18 protein-coding genes, 1 tRNA gene and 1 riboswitch are annotated in these 21,994 nt (G+C 71.1%); of the genes, 4 read left to right on the top strand and 15 right to left on the bottom strand.

Going from position 1 to position 21,994, the window contains the following annotated elements; translation table 11 throughout:
* Window positions 1-149: 149 nt before the first annotated feature.
* Window positions 150-473, bottom strand: a complete 324-nt coding sequence (locus QMK28_RS13660) for a hypothetical protein (protein ID WP_326437532.1) — start codon at window positions 471-473, stop codon at window positions 150-152.
* A gap of 89 nt (window positions 474-562) precedes the next feature.
* Between QMK28_RS13660 and QMK28_RS13655 the strand changes: the two genes are divergently transcribed.
* Window positions 563-790 (top strand): DUF4287 domain-containing protein, encoded by a 228-nt coding sequence (locus QMK28_RS13655; RefSeq protein ID WP_326437530.1) that lies wholly within the window; start codon window positions 563-565, stop codon window positions 788-790.
* A gap of 140 nt (window positions 791-930) precedes the next feature.
* Here QMK28_RS13655 and QMK28_RS13650 read toward each other — a convergent pair whose 3' ends face one another.
* Together QMK28_RS13650 and QMK28_RS13645 are read right to left on the bottom strand one after the other, a co-directional pair.
* Window positions 931-1,842: a Bax inhibitor-1/YccA family protein gene (locus QMK28_RS13650; RefSeq protein ID WP_326437528.1), complete on the bottom strand. Its 912-nt coding sequence runs from the start codon at window positions 1,840-1,842 to the stop codon at window positions 931-933.
* 154 nt (window positions 1,843-1,996) lie between these two features.
* A tRNA-Leu gene (locus tag QMK28_RS13645) sits at window positions 1,997-2,078 on the bottom strand.
* Window positions 2,079-2,532: 454 nt separating this feature from the next.
* On the opposite strand from QMK28_RS13645, the gene QMK28_RS13640 reads away from it, so the two are divergent.
* Together QMK28_RS13640 and QMK28_RS13635 are read left to right on the top strand one after the other, a co-directional pair.
* Window positions 2,533-3,315: an ABC transporter ATP-binding protein gene (locus tag QMK28_RS13640; RefSeq protein ID WP_326437526.1), complete on the top strand. Its 783-nt coding sequence runs from the start codon at window positions 2,533-2,535 to the stop codon at window positions 3,313-3,315.
* Window positions 3,316-3,372: 57 nt separating this feature from the next.
* Complete coding sequence (locus QMK28_RS13635) at window positions 3,373-5,916, top strand: ABC transporter permease (RefSeq protein WP_326437524.1); 2,544 nt, start codon at window positions 3,373-3,375, stop codon at window positions 5,914-5,916.
* Window positions 5,917-6,049: 133 nt separating this feature from the next.
* Here the strand turns inward: QMK28_RS13635 and QMK28_RS13630 are convergent, their stop codons facing one another.
* The 12 genes from QMK28_RS13630 to QMK28_RS13575 form a co-directional block, all read right to left on the bottom strand.
* Window positions 6,050-7,342 carry a cyclopropane-fatty-acyl-phospholipid synthase family protein gene (locus tag QMK28_RS13630; protein WP_326437522.1) on the bottom strand — a complete coding sequence of 431 codons (1,293 nt, stop codon included), beginning with the start codon at window positions 7,340-7,342 and terminating at the stop codon, window positions 6,050-6,052.
* 331 nt (window positions 7,343-7,673) lie between these two features.
* Window positions 7,674-9,050 carry an NAD(P)/FAD-dependent oxidoreductase gene (locus QMK28_RS13625; RefSeq protein WP_326437520.1) on the bottom strand — a complete coding sequence of 459 codons (1,377 nt, stop codon included), beginning with the start codon at window positions 9,048-9,050 and terminating at the stop codon, window positions 7,674-7,676.
* Between the two features lie 503 nt (window positions 9,051-9,553).
* Window positions 9,554-10,495 carry a Ppx/GppA phosphatase family protein gene (locus tag QMK28_RS13620; RefSeq protein WP_326437518.1) on the bottom strand — a complete coding sequence of 314 codons (942 nt, stop codon included), beginning with the start codon at window positions 10,493-10,495 and terminating at the stop codon, window positions 9,554-9,556.
* Complete coding sequence (locus QMK28_RS13615) at window positions 10,492-11,076, bottom strand: DUF501 domain-containing protein (RefSeq protein WP_326437516.1); 585 nt, start codon at window positions 11,074-11,076, stop codon at window positions 10,492-10,494. Before QMK28_RS13615 ends, QMK28_RS13620 begins: the two co-directional genes overlap by 4 nt.
* A gap of 123 nt (window positions 11,077-11,199) precedes the next feature.
* Window positions 11,200-11,658, bottom strand: coding sequence for an FtsB family cell division protein (locus QMK28_RS13610; RefSeq protein ID WP_326437514.1), 459 nt, complete (start codon window positions 11,656-11,658; stop codon window positions 11,200-11,202).
* Between the two features lie 242 nt (window positions 11,659-11,900).
* Window positions 11,901-13,181, bottom strand: a complete 1,281-nt coding sequence (gene eno, locus QMK28_RS13605) for a phosphopyruvate hydratase (protein WP_326437512.1) — start codon at window positions 13,179-13,181, stop codon at window positions 11,901-11,903.
* Between the two features lie 245 nt (window positions 13,182-13,426).
* A complete protein-coding gene (locus QMK28_RS13600; protein ID WP_326437510.1) occupies window positions 13,427-14,119 on the bottom strand; it encodes a transglycosylase family protein in 693 nt (230 codons plus the stop codon).
* Window positions 14,120-14,122: 3 nt separating this feature from the next.
* A riboswitch (cyclic di-AMP (ydaO/yuaA leader) is annotated at window positions 14,123-14,292 on the bottom strand.
* A 255-nt stretch (window positions 14,293-14,547) separates the two neighbouring features.
* Complete coding sequence (locus QMK28_RS13595) at window positions 14,548-15,549, bottom strand: LysM peptidoglycan-binding domain-containing protein (protein ID WP_326437508.1); 1,002 nt, start codon at window positions 15,547-15,549, stop codon at window positions 14,548-14,550.
* Between the two features lie 114 nt (window positions 15,550-15,663).
* Window positions 15,664-16,944 carry a cytochrome P450 family protein gene (locus QMK28_RS13590; RefSeq protein ID WP_326437506.1) on the bottom strand — a complete coding sequence of 427 codons (1,281 nt, stop codon included), beginning with the start codon at window positions 16,942-16,944 and terminating at the stop codon, window positions 15,664-15,666.
* A 228-nt stretch (window positions 16,945-17,172) separates the two neighbouring features.
* Window positions 17,173-18,237, bottom strand: a complete 1,065-nt coding sequence (locus tag QMK28_RS13585) for a nucleoside triphosphate pyrophosphohydrolase (RefSeq protein ID WP_326437504.1) — start codon at window positions 18,235-18,237, stop codon at window positions 17,173-17,175.
* A gap of 182 nt (window positions 18,238-18,419) precedes the next feature.
* On the bottom strand, window positions 18,420-19,061 hold the full coding sequence (locus QMK28_RS13580) for a SurA N-terminal domain-containing protein (RefSeq protein WP_326437502.1): 642 nt from the start codon (window positions 19,059-19,061) through the stop codon (window positions 18,420-18,422).
* A 165-nt stretch (window positions 19,062-19,226) separates the two neighbouring features.
* On the bottom strand, window positions 19,227-20,003 hold the full coding sequence (locus QMK28_RS13575; protein ID WP_443050718.1) for an HNH endonuclease family protein: 777 nt from the start codon (window positions 20,001-20,003) through the stop codon (window positions 19,227-19,229).
* Window positions 20,004-20,425: 422 nt separating this feature from the next.
* On the opposite strand from QMK28_RS13575, the gene QMK28_RS13570 reads away from it, so the two are divergent.
* Window positions 20,426-21,946, top strand: coding sequence for a DUF2079 domain-containing protein (locus QMK28_RS13570; protein ID WP_326437498.1), 1,521 nt, complete (start codon window positions 20,426-20,428; stop codon window positions 21,944-21,946).
* Window positions 21,947-21,994: the final 48 nt, after the last annotated feature.

Here is a 21,994-nt window from a genome sequence, read left to right as displayed (position 1 = left end):
GGGTCGCCCCCGGGGCAGTCCGCGCCAGGGGCAGTCCGCGCCCGGGTGAGTCCGGGTGAATCGCGCCCCGCGTGCCCGCGCCGGTTGGCACGCCCTTCGCGCCCGGCGCGCGCCCGCAAGCCCGCGCCCCCGCTCCGGCAGGCCCGGGCTCAGAGGCCGCAGCGCTTGGCGGAGGCCGCGACGAGCGCGACCGCGCCGGCCAGCTCCGCTTCCCCGCCGGGAGCGCTCCGCAGCGCCCTGCCCAGGTCGTGGCCGGTGACGGCCACCTGGTCCGCCACCGCGAACGCCCCCGCGTCCGGCAGCTCCCGCGGCTCGCTCCGCGGGCTCTCCAGCCGCTGCGCGCGGGCCGCCAGTTCCCGCGCCAGCGCCAGCCCCTCCACCGCCGCTCCACGGTTCAGCGCGCTCTGGGGGAGCGCGCGCAGACGGTCGGCGAGCCGGTCTACGGCGATCAGCAGTGGTGTCGTATCAAGCACGGCCCGAGCCTATGCGCCGCTTCCGCACTGTTGCCAACAACCCAAGGCTCAGGCACGGTGACATGAAGGATTTCTTATCGGAGGCGCCGATGTCCCAAGTCTTCTCCCCCGAGACCCACCGGAACCTGCTCTCCCGCATCCCCCAATGCACCGGCCGCGAAGTCTCCGAGTGGCTTCGCACCGTAGAGGAAGGCCCCACCCTCGTCCGCTTCGAAGAGAAGGTCAGCTGGTTGCGCGGCGAGCACGATCTCGCCTACGGACACGCCAAAGCGATCATTCACGAATACGACTTGAGGCGAGCGGCCCGCAGGCTCTGAGCGCGGGTACGCGGCCCACTCCCCCGACATCACGACACAGACCTCACGACTCTCCCCCCGTACAGCGAGTCACCCGCACGACGAAGGGCCTCACCGGGACGCCGTCCCGGTGAGGCCCTTCACTGGCTACCGACCGTAGGTCAGTCGCCGCGCAGGATCGCGATGAGCCGCAGCAGCTCCAGGTAGATCCACACCAGGGTGAGGGTCAGCCCGAAGGCCGCGAGCCAGGACTCCTCGCGCGGAGCGCCGTAGGCGATGCCGTCCTCGACCTGCTTGAAGTCCATCAGCAGGAAGCAGGCGCCGAGCACGACGCCGACGACGCCGAAGACGATGCCGAGCGGACCGCTGCGGAAGCCGAGGCCGTCGCCGCCGCCGAACACGGCGAACAGCAGGTTCACCGCCGTGAGCAGCACGAAGCCGATCGCGGCGGTCATCACGATGTTGTAGAACCGCCGGTTTACCCGGACCAGTCCCGTCTTGTAGACGATGAGCGCCGCGGCGAAGACCGCCATGGTGCCCAGCACCGCCTGCATGGGGATGCCGTTCCAGCGCTCATTGAAAATCTCGCTGAGCGCGCCGAGGAAGACACCTTCGAAGGCCGCGTAGGCCAGGATCAGCGCGGGTACCGGCTTGCGCTTGAAGGCCTGGATCAGGCCCAGCACCATGGCGATCAGCGCCGCGCCGATGGCGATGCCGTAGCTGGTCGGGGAGACCGGCAGGACCGCCCAGGCCAGGATCGCGCCGACGATGACGGTGCCGAGCGTCATGCCGGTGCGCATGACGACGTCGTCCATCGTCATACGGGCGGCCTGCGGCGGGGCTCCCGGCGTCTGCCGGAGCTGCTCGGGGGTCAGGTTCTGACCGCCCTGGGCGTAGGGGTTGTTGGCGCCCTGCGCGTACGGGTTGCCACCTTGGGCCTGCGGGCCCGCGCCGGCGTACGGGTTACCACCCTGAACTGCGGCGGGGCCCCCGGCCTGCTGCGCGTTGAATCCCGCGTAGCCGTTGTCGCGGCTGAACCCCCGTCGCGAGAAGACCGGGTTGCTGCTCCTCATCTCACTCCTCCATGGCCACCGTGCGCGACCTTGCGTCAAGAGTAATGGGTGAGCAAAAAAAGCACCCTGATGCCTGAGGAGGATCTTCGGGGGAAACCACTGAGAACTTTGCGCGACAGATTCGGCACACAGAGTGCGCGGCGCGTCCATGGCGTGCCCGGAGCCGGACTTGAACCGGCACGGCCCGAAGGCCAGCGAGGTTTAAGCTCGCCGTGTCTGCATTCCACCATCCGGGCAGGGGCTCCCGGACCGCACGAACTGCGCACGGCCCTCCCCATGGAGAGCGGTACGAGCCTATCCGGGGCGGCACCCGAACAGCGGAGCAGCCGCTTGAGGTTGTCTTATTTTATTGGCAACTGAGGGTGCATCAGCAAGCGGTACGGGCCAACGGCACATGCCTGGGGCCGGTCCACCCAGTTCGCACCCCGGTCACGCGCGCAAAACGGGAATGACGGAAATTCGACGCCCGAACGCCCCCCGGGCGGCTCCTCCGGACGCTTTGCGGGCACTCCCTGCCGCCCGGGACCTCAGGGTCGCCGTCATACCAGAGGAGGAGCCGGGGGCCTCCGGCTACGTCGTGAGTCTCCCCCCGGAACGAACGCAGGGGCTGACCCCGGCGGCGTTTCCCGCCCCCACGATAGGAGAGTCCCAGAACGCACCCGCCGCACCGCCCGACAGGAGCCCTTCCTCGTGACCACCTCCACCACCGGCGTTCCGACCGCCGCTCGCCCCACCACGGTGGCCGCCCGCGCCACGGATCTTTCCAAGGTCTACGGCCAGGGCGAGACCCAGGTGGTCGCGCTGGACAACGTCTCCGTCGACTTCCGGCAGGCCGAATTCACCGCGATCATGGGCCCCTCGGGTTCCGGCAAGTCGACCCTGATGCACTGCATCGCGGGCCTCGACTCCATCTCCTCGGGCTCCGCGCGGATCGGCGACACCGAGCTGACCTCGCTCAAGGACAAGGCGCTCACCCAGCTGCGCCGCGACAAGATCGGCTTCATCTTCCAGGCGTTCAACCTGCTCCCCACCCTCAACGGGCTGGAGAACATCACGCTGCCGATGGACATAGCCGGCCGCAAGCCCGACAAGGAGTGGCTGGACAAGGTGGTGCGCACGGTCGGCCTCGCGGACCGGCTCAAGCACCGTCCCACCGAGCTGTCGGGCGGCCAGCAGCAGCGGGTGGCCGTGGCGCGGGCGCTGGCGAGCAAGCCGGAGATCATCTTCGCGGACGAGCCGACCGGCAACCTGGACTCGCGCTCCGGCGCCGAGGTGCTGGGCTTCCTGCGCAACTCGGTGCGGGAGCTGGGGCAGACCGTGGTCATGGTCACGCACGACCCGGTGGCCGCGTCCTACGCGGACCGGGTGATCTTCCTGGCGGACGGGCGGATCGTGGACGAGGTGTACGGGCCGACCGCCGACTCGGTGCTCGACCGGATGAAGCAGTTCGAGGCCAAGGGCCGCACCAGCTGAGCCCGACCCGTAACCCGCCCGTCCCGCCGGCCCCTTTCTGTCAGGACTGACTCCTCCATGTTCCGTACCGCCTTGCGCAATGTGCTCGCGCACAAGGCCAGGTTGCTGATGACCGTGCTCGCCGTCATGCTCGGCGTCGCCTTCGTCTCCGGCACCCTGGTCTTCACCGACACCATCGGCCAAGCCTTCAAGAACAAATCCGCGAAGAGCTTCGAGAACGTCTCCGTCGCCGTCCAGAAGAACGGCGGCTACAGCGACCCCGCCGACCAGGACGGCAAGCAGCAGAAGCAGACGCTGACCGACGGCCTGCTGAAGAAGATCGAGGCGCTGCCCGGCGCCGACTCGGCGGCCGGCACCGTCACCGGCTTCACCGCGCTCGCCGACAAGAAGGGCAAGCTGGTCGGCGGCGAGTGGGGCAGCAGCGGCGCCAACTACTTCCCGGACAAGAACGGGAAGGACACCCGCTACACCTTCACCGAAGGCCGCGCCCCCAAGGCCGCCACCGAGGTCGCGCTCGACAGCAGGACCGCCGAGCGCACCGGCTACAAGGCCGGCGACACCGTACGGGTCTCCACCGACGGCCCGGTGATGAAGCAGAAGGTCACCGGCGTCTTCGACACCGACGACGGCAGCGTCGCGGCCGGCGGCAGCCTGGTGCTGTTCGACAACGCCACCGCGCGCAAGGTGCTCGCCGCAAGCTCCGACTACGACGAGATCACGGTCAAGGCCGCGGCCGGCACCTCCGACGCCGCCCTCAAGAGCTCGGTCGAGAAGATCCTGCCCGAGGACGCCGACGTCGTCACCGGCAAGGCGCTCGCCGACGAGCAGGCCACCCAGATCGCCGACGAGACCGGCGCCCTCGGCCAGGTCCTGCTCTACTTCGCGGGCATCGCGCTCTTCGTCGGCATCTTCATCATCGCCAACACGTTCACCATGCTGGTCGCCCAGCGCACCAAGGAACTGGCGCTGATGCGCGCCATCGGCGCGTCCCGCCGCCAGGTGACCCGCTCGGTGCTGCTCGAAGCGCTCATCGTCGGCCTGGTGGCCTCGGTGACCGGCTTCATCACCGGCATCGGCGTCGCCGTCGCCATGCGGGCCGGGCTCAACGCGGCCGGCGCCTCGATGCCCGACGGCCCGCTCGTCATCGCCCCGAGCACCGGCCTGTACGCGCTGCTCATCGGCGTCGTGGTCACCATGCTCGCCGCCTGGCTGCCCGGCCGCCGCGCCGGGAAGATCCCGCCGGTCGCCGCGATGAACAGCGTGCACGCCTCGCCCACCACCCGCGGCCTGGTCGTACGCAACACCATCGGCTCGATCATCACCGCCCTCGGCGCGGCCCTGGTCTTCATGGGCGTCGCGATCGGCAAGGACGGCAAGGGGTTCCTCGCGGGCGGCGCGGTGTTCTGCCTCATCGGCGTCATCGTGCTCACCCCGCTGCTCTCCCGCCCGGTCATCGCCGCGGCGGGGCTCGTGCTCAACCGCTTCGGCGTCGCCGGCAAGCTGGCCCGGCTGAACGCGCTGCGCAACCCGCGCCGCACCGCCTCCACCGCCGCGGCCCTGATGATCGGCCTGACCCTCATCACCTCGATGACGGTGCTCGCCACCTCCATGCAGGGCGCCATCGACAAGATGGCCGTGGGCTCGCTCAAGGCCGACTACCAGATCAGCATGGCCAACTTCTCGCCGCTCTCCCCCAAGGTCCGCGAGACGCTCGACAAGCTGCCCGACGTCGAGGCGTCGAGCCCGCTGCGCACCGCGTACGGCGAGATCGACGGCGAGTACAGCACCCTCACCGGGGTCGACGCCAAGTCCGTCGACAAGCTGCTCAACCTCGACTTCTCCAGCGGCTCCTTCGCCGGGATGACCGGCGCCGGCGCACTCATCGACCAGAAGACCGCCGACAAGCAGCACCTCAAGCCCGGCGACAGCTTCCCGGTGAAGTTCGACGACGACAAGACCGAGCAGCTCAAGGTCGCCGGTGTCTACAAGGGCAACGAGATGATCCAGGGCGTCTTCCTGGACACCCCGATCGTCGACAAGCACCGGGACGAGGCCGCCGACGCGCAGGTCATGCTGAAGATGAAGGACGGCCCGAGCGCGGCGGCCGAGGACAGCATCGTCAAGGCGCTCGGTGAGAACCCGGCCGTCCAGGTGCACGACAAGGAAGCGATCAGCGCGCAGATCGGCCAGATGATCAATCTGATGCTGAACATGCTCTACGGGCTGCTCGCGATGGCCATCCTGATCGCGGTGCTCGGCGTCATCAACACGCTGGCCATGTCGGTCTTCGAGCGCAAGCACGAGATCGGGATGCTGCGGGCGATCGGCCTCGACCGCTCGAAGGTCAAGCGGATGGTCCGGCTGGAGTCGATCGTCATCTCGCTGTTCGGCGCGGTGCTCGGCATCGGCCTGGGACTCTTCCTCGGCTGGGCCGCGGGAACCTCCATCGCCGACTCGCTGGCGACGTACACGATGCAGGTCCCGTACACCCGGATCCTCGTGTTCCTGCTGCTCGCCGGTCTGGTCGGCGTGCTGGCCGCGCTCTGGCCGGCCCGCCGCGCGGCGAAGCTGAACGCGCTGGAGGCGATCAAGGCCGAGTAGCCGGGCGGGCGCGCGGCGGCTCGCCCGCGCCCCCTGCGCACTCCCCCTTCTCGCGTGCCCCCCGCGAAGCCGTACGGCCCGGAGCGTCCATCGCTCCGGGCCGTACGGCTTTCCCGCGCTCCCAGCTATGTCCTCAGCCGCGCCACTCCCGCGCGACAGGGGGCATCCCGGCGGCTCCGCCCTCCGACGCGCGGACGGCGAGCACCTGGTTGACCCCTATCCGGTTGCGCTCGAAGGCGAGCGCCGAGGCCGCCATGTACAGCTTCCAGACGCGGGCCCGGCCCGGCGAGGTGAGCCGTACCGCCCGCTTCCAGTCGGCTTCCAGATTGGTCACCCACTGGCGGAGCGTCAGCGCGTAGTGCTCGCGCAGCGCTTCCACGTCGCGCACCTCGAAGCCGGCCTCCTCCAGTTGCAGGACGGTCCGCCCCACCGGTGCCAGCTCGCCGTCCGGGAAGACGTAGCGGTCGATGAACTCGTCGATCTCGTACGTCTCCTCGTTCCGCTCGGGGCGGCGCGCGATCTGGTGGTTGAGCAGCCGCCCGCCGGGCTTCAGCAGGTCGTACAGGGCGGTGGCGTACTCCGCGTACTGGGCGGAGCCGACGTGCTCGGCCATCCCGATCGAGGAGACGGCGTCGTAGGCCCCCTCCACCCCGGGCCGCAGTTCCCGGTAGTCCTGCACCCGGATCTCTATACGGTCCGTCAGTCCCTCGTCCGCGACGCGCTTGCGGGCGTACGCGGCCTGCTCCTCGGAGAGGGTGATGCCCAGGGCGCGCACGCCGTACTCGCGCGCCGCGTGCAGCACCAGCGCGCCCCAGCCGCAGCCGACGTCGAGCAGCCGTTGGCCGGGGCGGAGCGCCAGCTTGCGGCAGATCAGGTCGAGCTTGGCGGCCTGTGCGTCCTCCAGGGTGGCTTCGGGGCCGTCCCAGTAGGCGCACGAGTAGACCATCGAGGGCCCCAGCACCAGCTGGTAGAACTCGTTGCCCACGTCGTAGTGATGGCTGATGGCGTGCCGGTCACGGCGCAGCGAGTGCAGCGGTCCGAGGTGCCGGCGGGCCTCCTCGCGCGGCGGGGCCGGGGGCGGCCAGGGGCCGCCGAGGGAGAGGAGTTCGCGCCCGGCGTCCAGCAGGACGGCGGGCTTGGGCCGGGGCGCGTCGTCGTCGCGCTCCCAGATCAGTCCGGCGAGCAGGTCCAGAGCCTCGTAGAGATCGCCCTCGATCTCGATCTCCCCGGCCACCCAGGCGCGGGCGAGGCCGAGTTCGCTCGGCTTCCAGAGCAGCCGGCGCAGGGCGCGCCGGTGCCGTACGACCAACGTCGGGGCGCCCGGGGGGCCCGCTTCGCTGTTGTCCCACGCGCGGATGCGGACAGGCGTCCGCACCCCCAGTACTTGCTCGACGAGAGCGGTCAGCCGCGGCGCGGCGTCGGCCATGTCGCACACCTCCGTGATGGCAGATCCAGACAGGTCCTTCATCACTTAAACAGCAGAGGGGGGCCCGCGCAGTCCCATCGGCGCGTATGGGAAAGGTAAAAAGATGTAGCCACCAAGGATATTGGCGCGAAGCGGCGCCTGCCGGCGCGCTCCCCGTAGGCGTGGACGTCCCGCCGGCGGCTCGCGAGCGCCCTCCCTGGGCCGGTCGCGCCGTCTCGCGCCCGGGAACGACTGAAGGCGCCCACACCACGGAATTCGGCGGGCGCCTTCAGGCGGTACATGTCGTACGGGCGGTACGGGCGGCGGTCGAGCCGCCCCTACCGCGGCGGCGCTAGGAGGCCTTGGCCTTCTCGTCGGCCGGGGCCGCCTTGGCGGCGGGAGCCTCGACCGGGCGGGCCGCCTCGTAGAACTCCTCGCGGGGGTTCTCCATGGCGCCGAGCGAGACGACCTCGCGCTTGAGGAACATCCCCAGCGTCCAGTCGGCCAGCACCCGGATCTTGCGGTTCCAGGTGGGGACCGCCATGCCGTGGTAGCCGCGGTGGAAGTACCACGCGAGCCGGCCCTTGATCTTGATCTTGGTCTTGCCGATGACGACCATCGCGACGCCCTTGTGCAGGCCCAGGCCCGCGACGGCGCCCTTGTTCGCGTGCTTGTAGGTCTGCTGCGGGAAGCCGCGCATCCCGGAGATCACGTTGTCGCCGAGGACCTTGGCCTGACGCAGCGCGTGCTGGGCGTTCGGCGGGCACCACTTGCCCTCGCCGGCGGCGAGGTCGGGCACCTGGGCGTTGTCGCCCGCGGCCCAGACGTAGTCCGTGCCCTGCACCTGCAGCGTCGCGGCGGTGTCCACGTGGCCACGCGGGCCGAGCGGGAGGCCGTAGCGGGCGAGCACCGGGTTGGGCTTCACACCGGCGGTCCACACGAGCGTGTTGGAGTCGACCTCAAGGCCGTTCTTCAGCACGACGTGGCCGCCGACGCAGGACTCCATCGACGTGGAGAGGTAGACCTCGATGCCGCGCTTCTGGAGGTGTTCGAGCCCCCACTTGCCGAGCTCGGGGCCGACCTCGGGAAGAATCTTGTCCGCGGCGTCGACGAGCACGAAGCGCATGTCCTCGCGCTTGACGTTCGTGTAGTACTTGGCGGCGTCCCGCGCCATGTCCTCGACCTCGCCGATGGTCTCCGCACCCGCGAAGCCACCGCCGACGAAGACGAAGGTCAGCGCCTTGCGGCGGACATCCTCGTCGGCCGTCGAGTCGGCCTTGTCCAGCTGCTCCAGGACGTGGTTGCGAAGACCGATGGCCTCCTCCACACCCTTCATACCGATGCCGTTCTCGGCCAGGCCGGGGATCGGGAAGGTGCGGGAGACCGCGCCGAGCGCGACGACCAGGTAGTCGAAGGGCAGCTCGTAGGCCTCGCCCACGATCGGCGTGATCGAGGCGACCTTGCGGTCCTGGTCGATCGTGGTGACACGACCGGTGAGGACCTCCGCCTTCGGGAGCACGCGCCGCAGCGGCACCACGACGTGGCGGGGGGAGATGCTGCCGGCGGCAGCTTCGGGCAGGAAGGGCTGGTACGTCATGTACGAACGCGGATCGACGACCGTCACGGTCGCCTCTGCGTAACGCATCTTCTTCAGGATGCGCCGCGCCGCGTACAGGCCGACGTACCCACCGCCTACTACGAGGATTCGGGGACGCTCCGTGGTGCTCATGCAATCGAGTATCCAGCACCCCCAGGGGCATCGCTCGTGAGCCCCTTCACAAGCTGCTTCCCACCCTCTGCTACACTCCGCCGCCGCAGTGATCCAAAGCACAGCGCGGACCAGGAACCACAAGGCTTCCCGGGCCGTTGGACACCCTCACTGAGCAGTGCTTATCACCCCTCACAACACTGGACCAACGCCGCCGCGAGCCCTCTGTTCACACGCCCGAAACGGTCCCGCACCGGGCCCGGAGGGGCGCTTGGAACGTCATTCCAGCCATGAAGGCGGCAAAGTGCGGCCGACGGGCGTCTTTTTCATGTGAAGGAATTCACGAAGTTGCTCCGGCGGCCGGGTGAGCCGGCCCCCGCGAGGACCTTTCGCGGCCCCTGGAAGGGGTCGGTCCGGGGGGCCTGCGGGGGCTGGATCAGGTCGGCATCAGGTCCGCATCAGGTCCGCATCAGGTCCGCATCAGGTCGGCCGAGCGTCCGGCGAGCGGGCCGGACCGGCCTCCCTCAGGCGATGCTCCAGGCGATCCCGTCCAGAATGTCGTGCTCACTGACCACGACCTCCCGCGCGCCGCTGCGCTCCATCACCGAGAGCAGGATGAGCGCGCCGGCCGCGATCACGTCCACCCGGCCCGGGTGCATCACCTCGATCGCCGCGCGCTGCGCGTGCGTGGAGCTGAGCAGTTCGCCGGTGATCTCACGGACCCGGTCCAGCGGGATCCGGGAGTGGTGGTTCGCGGCGGAGTCGTACTCCTTGAGGCCGAGGGCGATCGCGGCCACGGTGGTGACGGACCCGGCCAGGCCGACCAGCGTGCCGGCCCGCGCGAGCGGGACGCTCTGCTCCACGAGGTCGAGCGCCGCCGTGATGTCGGCCTTGATCGCGGTGATCCGGCCGAGCGTCGGCGGGTCGACCCGGGTGCCGTCGGCCGCGGTCAGGTGCCGCTCGGTCAGCCGGACGCAGCCGATGTCCACCGAACGGGCGGCGTCCACCGCGCCGTCCCCGATCACGAACTCGGTCGAGCCACCGCCGATGTCCACGACCAGGTACGGCGGGGTGAGGTGGCCGGCCTTCAGCTCCTTGGTGGCGCCGGTGAAGGAGAACTCCGCCTCCTGGTCGCCGCTGATCACCTCAGGCTCGACGCCGAGGATGTCCACGACGCCCCGCACGAAGTCCTCGCGGTTCTCGGCGTCGCGGGAGGCCGAGGTCGCCACGAAGCGCACCCGCTCGGCGCCCAGCTCCTCGATGACGCCGGCGAACTCGCGGCAGGCGGCGAAGGTCCGCTCCAGCGCCTCGGGGGCGAGCCGGCCCGTACGGTCCACGTCCTGGCCGAGCCGGACGATGGTCATCCGGCGGTCCAGGTCCTTGATCTCGCCGGTCCGCGGGTCCGCGTCGGCGACGAGCAGCCGGATCGAGTTCGTACCGCAGTCGACGGCGGCCACACGGGTCACGGGGTGTCTCCTTCCATGGCGGCGGTCGGCGCGGTCACATCGGCGGCACCGTCACAGGCAGCGCCCTCGCCCCGGCCGACGCACGGGCCCTTGCGCCACCACTCGGGCAGCATCGCGATGGCCTCGTCGCCCAGTGGGTTCACGCCGGGGCCGGCCGCCAGCGAGTGGCCGACCAGGACGTGCAGGCACTTGACCCGGTCCGGCATGCCGCCGGCGCTCGGGAAGCCCACCAGCACCTCGATGGCGTCGCGGCGGGTGAGGTAGTCCTCGTGCGCGGCGCGGTAGGCCGCGGCCAGCTCGGGGTCGGTCGCGAGGCGGGCCGTCATCTCCTTCATGACGCCGTCCGCCTCCAGCGTGCCGATCGCGGACGCGGCCCGCGGGCAGGTCAGGTAGTAGAGGGTCGGGAAGGGCGTGCCGTCCGGCAGCCGGGGGGCCGTCTCGACGACGTCCGGATGGCCGCAGGGGCAGCGGTGCGCGATCGCGCGCAGACCACGCGGCGGGCGGCCCAGCTGCTCCTTGAACGCGAGGATGTCCGCGTCGCTGGGCGGGGTGGGATCGGTCTTCGGCGGGGGCGTGTCCATGAAGTCTTCCTGGTGCGAGTGATCGGGGTGATCAACCGGGTGCGCGGGGCGGCGAGCGGCGGCGGGGGTCAGCGAGCTGCGGGGGTCGGCGAGCTGCGGCGGGGGCGGCGAGCGGCGTAGCGGTCAGCGCCGCGCGTCGTCGGCGGAGTCGACGCCGTCCCAGAGGTCGGAGTACCAGGGGCGGTCGGCGGTGCCGTCGCCGGTGAGCCGCCTGCCGCGGCCGCTGCCGTCCACCACGGTGTAGCCCGTCTCACCGGGCCGTACGTAGTGCAGGTGCTCGCGCGCCTGCCGCTCCACGTACTCCGGGTCCTGCCAGCGGGCCTTCTGCTCGCGCAGCCGTTTGACCTGCTCGCGGGCCTGCTCGGCGAGCTGCCGCTGATCGGCGACCGCCGAGCGCTGCGAGATGTACTGGCGCATCGGGTAGGCGAGCGCGACCACCAGCGAGCAGACCACCAGCGCGAGCATCGCCGCCCGGCCGGTCAGCCGGCTGCGGCGCGGCGGGCGGGCGCGGTAGACCCGCGCCGCGGCCTGCTCACCGAGCGCCTTGAGCCTGGTCGCGGTGGAGAACCGGTCCGCGGCCACGTCGCCTCCCCTGGGGTCACATACGGACGCTGCGCTGCGTCCCGCTCTGCTCTGCACGGGTCTCACAAGTCTGTCGAGTCGGCCGAGCCCCGAACGCCGGCCGGAGTCCCGGCCGAGTCTACGGAAGCAAAGCGCCCGACCACGGTACGAAACCGTGGCCGGGGAGATGCGCTGAACCGCTGAACCCGCTGAGCCCATCCGGGCCCGCGGGTTCAGCGTCAACGCTCAGCGCCGCGGGCCGGTCAGCCCTTGAAGCGCGGGAAGGCGCTGCGGCCCGCGTACACCGCGGCGTCGTCGAGGATCTCCTCGATGCGCAGCAGTTGGTTGTACTTGGCGACACGGTCCGAGCGGGCCGGGGCGCCGGTCTTGATCTGGCCGCAGTTGGTGGCGACGGCGAGGTCGGCGATGGTGACGTCCTCGGTCTCACCGGAGCGGTGCGACATCATGCACTTGTAGCCGCTGCGCTGGGCGAGCTCGACCGCGTCGAGGGTCTCGGTCAGCGAGCCGATCTGGTTGACCTTGACCAGCAGCGAGTTGGCGATGCCGTTCTCGATGCCGCGGGCCAGCCGGACCGGGTTGGTGACGAAGAGGTCGTCGCCGACGATCTGGACCTTGTCACCGAGCTGCTCGGTGAGGGCCTGCCAGCCGTCCCAGTCCTCCTCGTTGAGCGGGTCCTCGATGGAGACCATCGGGTACGCCTCCACGAGCTCGGCGTAGTAGGCCGTCATCTCCTCGGCGGTGCAAGCCTTGCCCTCGAAGGTGTAGACGCCGTCGTCGAAGAACTCGGAGGCGGCGACGTCGAGCGCGAGACCGAAGTCCTGGCCCGGGGTGTAGCCGGCCTTCGTGATGGCTTCGAGGATGAGGTCGAGCGCCTCGCGGTTGGAGGCGAGGTTCGGCGCGAAGCCGCCCTCGTCGCCCAGACCGGTGGACAGGCCGCGCTCCTTGAGCACGCCCTTGAGCGTGTGGTAGACCTCGGCGCCCCAGCGCAGGGCCTCGGAGAAGGACTCCGCGCCGATCGGGGCGATCATGAACTCCTGGATGTCCACGTTCGAGTCGGCGTGCGACCCGCCGTTCAGGATGTTCATCATCGGGACCGGCAGGACGTGCGCGTTCGGACCGCCGAGGTAGCGGAAGAGCGGCAGGTCGGAGGCCTCGGAGGCGGCGTGCGCGACGGCCAGCGAGACGCCGAGGATGGCGTTCGCGCCGAGCGAGGACTTGTCCGGGGTGGCGTCCAGGTCGAACATCGCCTGGTCGATCAGGCGCTGCTCGGTGGCGTCGTACCCGACGAGCTCCGGGCCGATCTGCTCGATGACGGCGAGGACGGCCTTCTCCACACCCTTGCCGCCGTACCGGGCCTTGTCACCATCACGGAGTTCGAGGGCCTCGAAGGCGCCGGTGGAGGCGCCGGAGGGGACGGCAGCACGGCCGGTGCTGCCGTCGTCGAGGCCAACCTCGACCTCGACCGTGGGGTTGCCTCGCGAGTCGAGGATCTCGCGGGCTACGACGACGTCGATCGACGGCACGAGTGTCTCCTTCAGGCTGTGACATGTAGCTGTGAGATTCAGAAGAAAGTCTCTTGGCTCTTGCGGCATGAGCCTAGCCGCACCGGCGGGGTGACCGGTCGGTCGCCCGTTCAGCGAGACGGCGTCCCAGCGGAAAACCGAGCGGAAACCGAGCCGAATCCGCGCGAAAAAACCCTGACCGGATGCGCTCGGGGGAGGGCGCACCCGGTCAGGGGGTCTTTATGGGGTGATCAGTCCTGGACGGCTCAGACGGAGAGCTTCTGGCCCGGGAAGATCAGGTCGGCGTCGCCGCCTACGGTCGACTTGTTGTTCTCGTAGACGGACTTCCAGCTGGAACCGTGAGCGTCGGCGATCTTCGCGAGCGTGTCGCCCGACTTCACGGTGTAGTTGCCCGAGCCGGTGGACTTCTGCTGCGGCTGGACGGTCTGCGTCTCCGGCTTCGGCTGCGGCTTGGGAGCGGCCTTCGGCTGCGCCTGCTGCTGCGGGGCCTGCGGCTTCGGGGCGGCCTTCGGCTGCGCGGCCGGGGCGTCGCCCGAGCCACTGGTGTCGACGTCGGCAGCGGAGCCGCCGGCGGTCAGGTTGCCGGCGCCGGCGCAGGCCCAGGCACCCGGGCCCTGGAGGGCGAGAAGCTTCTCGGCTGCGGTGATCTGCTGGCCCTTGGAGGCCTGGTCGGCACGCGCGGCGTACTGGGTGCCGCCCGCTGCTGCCCAGCTGGAGTTCGAGAACTGGAGGCCGCCGTAGTAACCGTTGCCGGTGTTCGTCGACCAGTTGCCGCCGGACTCGCACTGGGCGACCTTGTCCCACGTGGAGACGTCGGCCGCGGAAGCCGAGGAGGCTCCCATCAGCGGCACGGCGATCGCGGCGCTGGCGACACCCGCGAGAGCGGCGACGCGGACAGCCTTGGAGGGACGGCGGTGCTTGCCCTTGGAAGTAAGCATTTTTCGTTTCCTCACCGACGCCTACGAGGTGAGCTGTCGGGTTCGGGCCATGTGAGTTGCCCGGCCGCGTGTGCTGACACACGTGGCTTCACCCCAAGCCTTCGGGCCCGTAACGCTGGGCCTTTCCGGCACTTACCTGGTTCCCCCGCTCCTGCCATCGGCGCTTGCGCGTCGACTACCCCTCGGACACCGGCAGGATTCGGCGTGGTGTTCGACGGTGCCCGCTGTGGCGAGCGGTCCGACCATAAACACGACCCCCGGGGTCATTTCAAACCCCGGCAGTTCGGGGGCATCGCCCCCTCTTGCCCCTCAGGAATGCACATCCGTGCAGGTGGGGGGCGGTCCGGATAGATCGGACAGTTGAGACTTGGCCAATTGTGGACGAGAGCCATGTCTCACTCGAACGAATCCGGACATACGGTCATCAACTACCCTGGTTTCTGGCTCAGATCGAGCTGCTGACCAGGGCGGATGAGGTCCGGATCGGAGCCGACCACCTTCGCGTTGGCGTCGTACAGCGAAGACCAGCCGCCGTGCACGTCCTGCCGCGCCGCGATGGCCGAGAGGCTGTCGCCGGAGCGCACCGTGTAGCCGCCGCCCTGGAGCCCGCCCGCGCGCTCCGCGCCGCCGTCCCGCGAGGCGTGCCGCCCGCCGGAGCGGTCGAAGTCCGCGACGTCGCCCGCCTCCTCGTCGGAGCCGCTCGCGTCCGTGTCGCCCCGGTGCTTGCCCGCGGCTGCGGACTCGCTCCGCTCGACCGGGCCCGGGATGGAGGTGGGGTCGTCCGCACCCTTCGACGCGCCCGGCGCGGGGGTCTTCTCGGCGTCGCCGCCGGCGCCCTGGGCGCCGGCCTGAGACTCGCCCTTGGCCTTGGCTTTCGCCTTGGCCTTCGCGGCGTCGCTCGCGTCACTGTCCGGGGTCGCCTTGCCGGTCGCCCCGTCCGAGGGCTTCGCCGACTTCGCGGCGTCCGGGGCGGCGGTCGCGTCGTCCGAGGCGCCGTCCGTGGGCTCCGTGGACGGGCGCGTGGTGCTTCCCGGGTCGACGTCGGGCGCGGCGCCGTCGGCCAGCAGTCCGCCGTTCACCGCGCAGCTGGGCCAGGCGTCCGGCCCCTTGTCGCCGAGGATCGCCTCGGCGACCGAGATCTGCTGGGAGCGGCTGGCCAGGTCGGGGCGCGGCGCGTACGACGTGCCCTCGTACTGCTTCCACGTCTCCAGCGTCAGCTGCAACCCGCCGTAATAGCCGTTGCCCCCGTTGGAGCTCCACATCCCGCCGCTCTCGCACTGCGCGACGCGGTCCCAGGTCGATGCGTCGGCCGCGTGCGCGCCGGTGGCGCCGAGCAGCGGCATGGCTATGCTCGCGCCGGTCACCCCCGCCGCGACGACGATGGCCGGAGCCTGACGGGGGCGGCGGTGCTTACCGTTCCCGGTGCGCATGCGGTTGCCTTTCGAGCGGCGAGTGTGAGTTGTCGGTAGAAGGTAGTCGGGGCGTCCGGCTGTCACAAGTCGATGTAGTGGAGATCACGCGAAGGTCACGCAGTTGACAATCTGTCACCTTTTCTCGGGGGTGAACTCAACCGGCAGTGACCGCAGTCCGCGCATGATGAGCCCGCCGCGCCAGCGCAAATCATCAGTTTCCGCCGCGAGCCGCAGGTCGGGGAGGCGGCGCAGCAGCGTCGAGATCGCGGCCCGCGCCTCCAGCCGGGCGAGCGGCGCACCGATGCAGTAATGGATGCCGTGGCCAAAACCGAGGTGTTGGTTGTCACGGCGGGAGAGGTCGAGGGTGTCGGGTCCGTCGAAGCGCTCCGGGTCACGGTCGGCGGCGGCCAGCACCACCAATACCGGCTCGCCGACGCCGATCAGCTGACCGCCGAGGGTGACCGGCTCGGTGGCGAACCGCCAGGTCGCCAGCTCCACGGGCCCGTCGTAACGCAGCAGTTCCTCGATGCCCGTCTCCAGCAGACCACTCTCCCCCGCCGCCAGCGAGGCCTGGAGCCGCTCGCGCTGCTCGGGGTTGCGCAGCAGCGCGTACATCCCGTTGCCGATGAGGTTGACCGTGGTCTCGAATCCGGCGAACAGCAGGATGAAGGCCATCGCGGCGGCCTCGTTCTCGGTGAGGTGCTCGCCGTCGTCCCCCGCCCTGATGAGGTCCGAGATGAGGTCGTCGCCTGGATCGGCACGCTTACGGTGGATCAGCTCGGCCAGATAGGCGCGCATCTTCTTGACCGACCGGGCCACTCCGCCGCGCGGGCCGCCGCCGTGCCGGATCATCATGCCCGCCCAGTCGCGGAAGTCGTCCTGATCCTCGGGCGGGACGCCCAGCAGGTCGCAGATCGCGTAAATGGGGAGCGGGAAGGCGAACTCGTGGATGAGGTCGGCTGTCCCCTGTTCTGTCCCCTTCGCGGCGATGGCGTCGATGAGCCGGTCGGTCAGCTCCTGCACGCGCGGCGCGAACGCGGCGACCCGGCGCGGGGTGAACGCCTTGGCGACGAGACGGCGCAGCCGGGTGTGGTCCGGCGGGTCGATGTTGAGCAGATGCGTCATCAGGTTGGCGCTGCGCTCGCCCGGAATGCCGATCTTGCCCTTGCCGTGCGCGGCCTCGCTGTGGTGCACCGGGTTCTTGGACAGCCGCCCGTCGGCGAGCGCGGTGCGCGCGTCCGCGTAGCGGGTCACGAGCCAGGCCTCGACCCCGCTCGGCAGTTCGGTCCTGTGCACGGGCGCGTGCTCGCGCAGCCAGGCGTACGCCGGGTAGGGGTCGGTCGCGAACTCCCAGCTGAAGAGGGCGGGAGCAGGGGAGGAGGTCGGGTCCGAGGGCGCGGTCTGTTGAGGCACCCCACGACGCTACCCGGCGCTGGTCACCGCCGGTGACGGGCGGCGGGGAGGCCGGGCGGGGGCCGGGGGCCCGTCGGGTCCGGCTGTGCGGCCGCCCTCAGCGCCGCCCCGGAGGATCGTCCGTCCGGCCCACGACCGCCGGCGGATGCCGACCAGCGGGTCATGGGTGGCGGCGAGATCCATGCTCATGAGCACGCACGCCGCGCGGGCGCCCGGAACGAAAGACGCCTAACCGGCACGTACCTCCGCCGCGAGGATCGCGTCGCGGTAGGTACGGGCTGCGGCGCGCAGCGCGGTCTCCGGGTCCGCACCGGCCGCTTCGGCGCGTACGGCGAGGGCGAGCAGCCGGGCGCCGAGATCGCTGTCGGCGGTTCGGGACGGCTCGGCGGACCCGGTGAGGCCGGCGGAATCAGCGGAGTCAGCCGCGTCGAAGCCGCCGGCCGGCTGGGGAAGGGCGACCTGGAGTCCCGCCGTGCGGACGCGCGAGGCGAGCTTGGCGGCGAGCGCCAGCGCCGGCTGGCCGAGCGGGATGCCCTCGGTCAGCGAGTCGCGCTGCTTCTCGACGGCCTTGGTGCGCAGCCAGTGCGCCTCGACCTCTGCCGGGGTCTCGGCGGTGTCGTCGCCGAAGACGTGCGGGTGGCGGTGGATGAGCTTGTCCACGATGGCGGCCGCGACGTCGTCGATGGAGAAGGGCTCGTCCGGGTCGTCCTGGGCGATGCGGGCGTGGAAGACGACCTGGAGAAGAACGTCGCCCAGTTCCTCGCGCAGTTCCTCCCGGTCCCCCTCCTCGATCGCCTCGACCAGCTCGTACGCCTCCTCGATGCCGTACTTCGCCAGCCCGGTGTGCGTCTGCTCGCGGGTCCACGGGCACTCGGCCCTGACCCGGTCCATCACCTGGACGAGGTCGAGCAGCCGCGCGCCGGGCAGGTCGTACGAGGCGGGCAGCAGCTCCAGGTCCGGCATCGACTCGCGTCCCGAACCGGCCAGCCGCGCCAGGCCGTCGGTCAGCGCCGACTCGCCCTCGCCGGAGGAGACGATCACGATCGTGCGCCCGCCCGCGCAGTCGTCCACCAGCTCACGCGCGGAGGCCGACACCTGCTCGACGCTGACGCCCGCTTCCCGGAAGTACGGCAACTGCGGGTGCGCGAGATCGGCGCACAGCACCCGGTCGGCCTCGCGCAAGGTCTGCCACGCGGGCCAGGAGAGCAGGCCGGGGGCGACCCGGTGGCTGGTGGTGAGCAGAACCAGGCGGCCGGTGGCGGGGCTGGGAGCGGGAGCGGGGGTGGCGTTCACGTGTCGAACGTAACCCACCGCGTGGGGTGGGCGGCCACCTGGTCGGCGGCGCCGGGACCGGCGGAGAGCGACGCGGACCGACGGAGAGCGACGCGGACCGACGGGGACAGCCAGAGGATGCCTGCCCGGCCGGCGGACAGCCCGCCCCGGCCGGGCGATACGACCTCCGCCCGCCCGGCCGGCTAGGCCTGCGCGCCCGCCGCCGCCGGATTCTTCCGCAACCACGGCTCCTTGACCTCGCTCAGCATCCGCTTGTCGTCCCAGGTCCCGAACCGCGGATTGACGTCGATGTCCATGCCCTTCGAGGCGGCCGAGACCGCCGCGACCAGCTTCTGCTGGCCCTCCGGCGAGCGGCGGTCCGCGCCGATGCTGCGCGCGACCCCCTCCAGCAGGAGTTCATTGCGGACCGTCGCGTTCACCTGGTCGGGGGCGATGCCCTGCTGGAGCCACATCTCGCGCAGTCGCGCCGCGCCGCCCGCGCCCTGCTCTGCCTGGGAGCGCGCCTGCTGGACGTCGCGCCGGGAGACGTCGATCTCGGCGTCCTTCGCGACCCGCAGGAGGATGCGTTCGAAGACCATCCCGTTGAGCGTGGACCGGCTCAGACCGCCGGTGTTCTGGATGAGCTCCGCGGCCTGCGGGGAGTCGCGCTGCGCGTCCCGTACGTGCTTCACCTTCGCCTGGACCTGCGACACGGTGATCCGGTTTCCGTCCACCACGGCCGCGGCGCCGGGGTGCGGGGCGCTGCCACACGCGGTGAGCAGCGGGCCGAGAGCGAGCAGGGTGGCGGCGGCGGAAACAGAGAGCGCGGTCCTACGGCGGTGCATTGAGCCTCCCGGCTGATCGTGCGGCATTGCATCGACCTTGCGTTGATCGATATTAGGGAGTCCTAGTGGTCCAGGCCACTAAATCGACCAACGATTCGGCCGCAGTCGGGGTGCGTGCCGGGGCGGCGCCCTCCGACGCCGCCGGCCCAGCCGCCGGCCTCGCGGTCAGCCGCCGCACTGCGTGAGCATCATCCGCTTGTCCGGAGCCGTGACCGGCAGGTCGTACTTGAGGGACACCTGCGCGAAGCGCACCGAGTAGGAGCAGCGGATCCGCTTGCTCGGCGGCAGCCAGGCCGCCGGGCCGGAGTCGCTCTTGGAGCCGTTGGTCGGGCCGTCGACCGGGATGAGGTTCAGCGGGTCGTTGGCGATCTGCTTGCGCTTGGCCTCGTTCCAGCGGGCGGCGCCCATCTGCCAGTCGTAGGAGAGCGGCATGACGTGGTCGATCTGGACCTTGATGGCCTGCTGCTTGCGCCACTCGATCGTCCGGCCGGTATAGGGGTCGTTCAGCTCCATGGAGGCGAGGACGCAGTCCGAACCGGAGCGGCGGCGCAGGTCCTCGCCGTCGCGGGCCAGCACGTCGTTCCTGGTGTCGCAGCCGTTGCGGGCGAGCGGCACGCCGTCCGCCGTGTCCATCCAGGCGTAGCCGAACTTGCCCCGCTCGAAGCCGGTCCTCGGGCCGCGGCCCGCCGTGCGGACCTTGTCGATGACCTTGCGCGCGGCTGCCTTGTCCCGCGGCGAACCGATCGGGGCGAGGCCGCGCTTGGTACCGTCCGGATTCTCCAGCGGGCTGACGCCGCTGCTGCCGCCGCCGTCGCTTCCGGCCGACGCGGAGGCCGTCCCCTTGCTGTCGACGCCCACGTCTTCGGGCGAACAGCCGGTGAGGGCGAACAGCGCGGCCGTGGCGAGGGCGGCGGCGGAGAGGGCGGTGCGGTGGGCGGGTATCAAGGCGTGGGTCCAGTCTCGCGTCGGGGCGGTCGGGGGCCTGGGTTGGGGCCTGGGTGGGCCCGGCTGATCCTAGAGAGCATGCCCCCGACGGAGCCCGGACAGGCCACCGTCCGCCGTGCCGCTCTCAGCCCAGGTGTAGCCGACGCTTCTCAGCCCAGCTGACTTGGCGCTTCTCAGTCCCGGTGCACCTGACGCCGCCGGTCGATGGTGCGCCGCAGCTCTTGTGACCGCCTCCCGGAACACGCTCCCGGAACCGGCCCCCGGCCGCACACGTCTGGGAGACCGAGGACCGTCGCTTACATTTTCGTGAGTGGGTCAACCGAACGAATCCGTCGGGCGCATCCCCGACGCATTCCCAAAGCATCCCCACCGCGCCGCCGACCGGGCGCCGACGAGACCTGACCGCAGCACCGGGAGCCATGTTGACCATCGAGAAGTCCGAAGCGGCGTACGCGCCCCCGCGCCCGCCCGGACCCGCGATCACGGCGGGGGCCGACGCGCCCCGTACCCGTCGGCTGCGCGCGCTCGGCCGGCCCCGCTGCGACCCGTACTGGCTGGCGGCCCTGTTCTTCGCCGCCTACACGACCCTCTCGATCGCCCGCTTCCAGCGGCTCGCCAACATCTCCTGGGACCTGGGCATCTTCGAACAGGCGGTGCGCGCCTACGCCCACCTCCAGGCGCCCGTCGCCGACCTCAAGGGCCCCGGCGCCAATATTCTCGGCGACCACTTCAGCCCGATCGTCGCCGTGCTCGCGCCCGTCTACCGGCTGTTCCCCGGGCCGCTCACGCTGCTCACGGCGCAGGCCGCGCTGTTCGCCGTCGCCGTCATCCCCGTCACCCGGGTCGCCGCGCGGCTCCTCGGCCGCCGGCGCGGGCTCGCGATCGGCGTCGCGTACGGGCTGTCCTGGGGTGTCCAGCGCGCGGTCGACTTCGACTTCCACGAGATCGCGTTCGCTGTGCCGCTCATCGCCTTCTCGCTGGAAGCGGTGCTGCGCCGGCGTCCGCTGGCCGCGCTGTGCTGGGCGCTGCCGCTGGTCCTGGTCAAGGAGGACCTGGGGGTGACGGCCGCCGCGATCGGGCTGGTCGTCCTGCTGCGCTTCCGCCGCGAGGACGGCGGCGGTCGCGGCGAGAAGGGCCGCGGCGAGGGCATGGCCGGCGCCGACCACCGCGTCATACCGTTCGCCATCGCGCTCATCGGCCTCGGGATCGCCGCCTCGGGCTTCGCGCTGGGCGTCGTCATACCGGGCTTCAACACCGGCGGCTCGTACGCCTACTGGGAGAAGCTCAACGGTTCAGGCCCCGCGCCGGTCATTGCGCCCGGCACCGCGCTGCGCACGCTGCTCTGGGTGCTGCTGCCGACCAGCGGGCTGCTGGCGCTGCGCTCGCCGCTGCTGATCGTGGCCCTGCCCACCCTCGGCTGGCGCTTCCTCTCGCACGACGACCACTACTGGGGCACCGACTGGCACTACAGCGCCGTCCTGATGCCCGTCGTGATGCTCGCCCTCGTCGACGCCCTGGACCGCTCCCGCGCCGGCGAGCGGCCCTGGCTCCGCTCGTACGCCCGGCAGCTCCCGCTGGCCCTCGCCGCCGTGAGCCTCGCGCTGACCACCTCGCTGCCGCTGGCCGGCCTCACCGAAACCGCGACCTACCGGCCGGAGCCACGGGTCGCGGCGGTCGAGGGGCTGCTGGACCGAATACCCGACGGCGCGAGCGTCGAGGCCAACATCGGCCCGATCAGCCGGCTCACCAGCCGCTGCCGGGTCTTCTGGATCGGCGACACCCGGGGCATCGCCCCCGAGTACATCGCGCTGAACGAGTCGACTCAGCGCAAGCCCGCCGACCTGCTCAACGACGCCCGGCACCGGCACCCGAAGGCGACGTACGCGCATGTCGCCTCGGCGGGCGGCACGGTGCTGCTGCGCCGGACGTCGATCGGCTGAGCGCGGGCCCCGATGACCGGCGGCCGGCACCCGGCGCACCGGAGGCCC

The sequence above is a fragment of the Streptomyces sp. H27-D2 genome (assembly GCF_035828615.1).
In the GTDB taxonomy this organism is placed as follows: Bacteria; Actinomycetota; Actinomycetes; order Streptomycetales; family Streptomycetaceae; genus Streptomyces.
The sequence above is the reverse complement of the archived record's forward strand: the minus strand, read 5'-3'. Positions and strand labels throughout refer to the sequence as shown.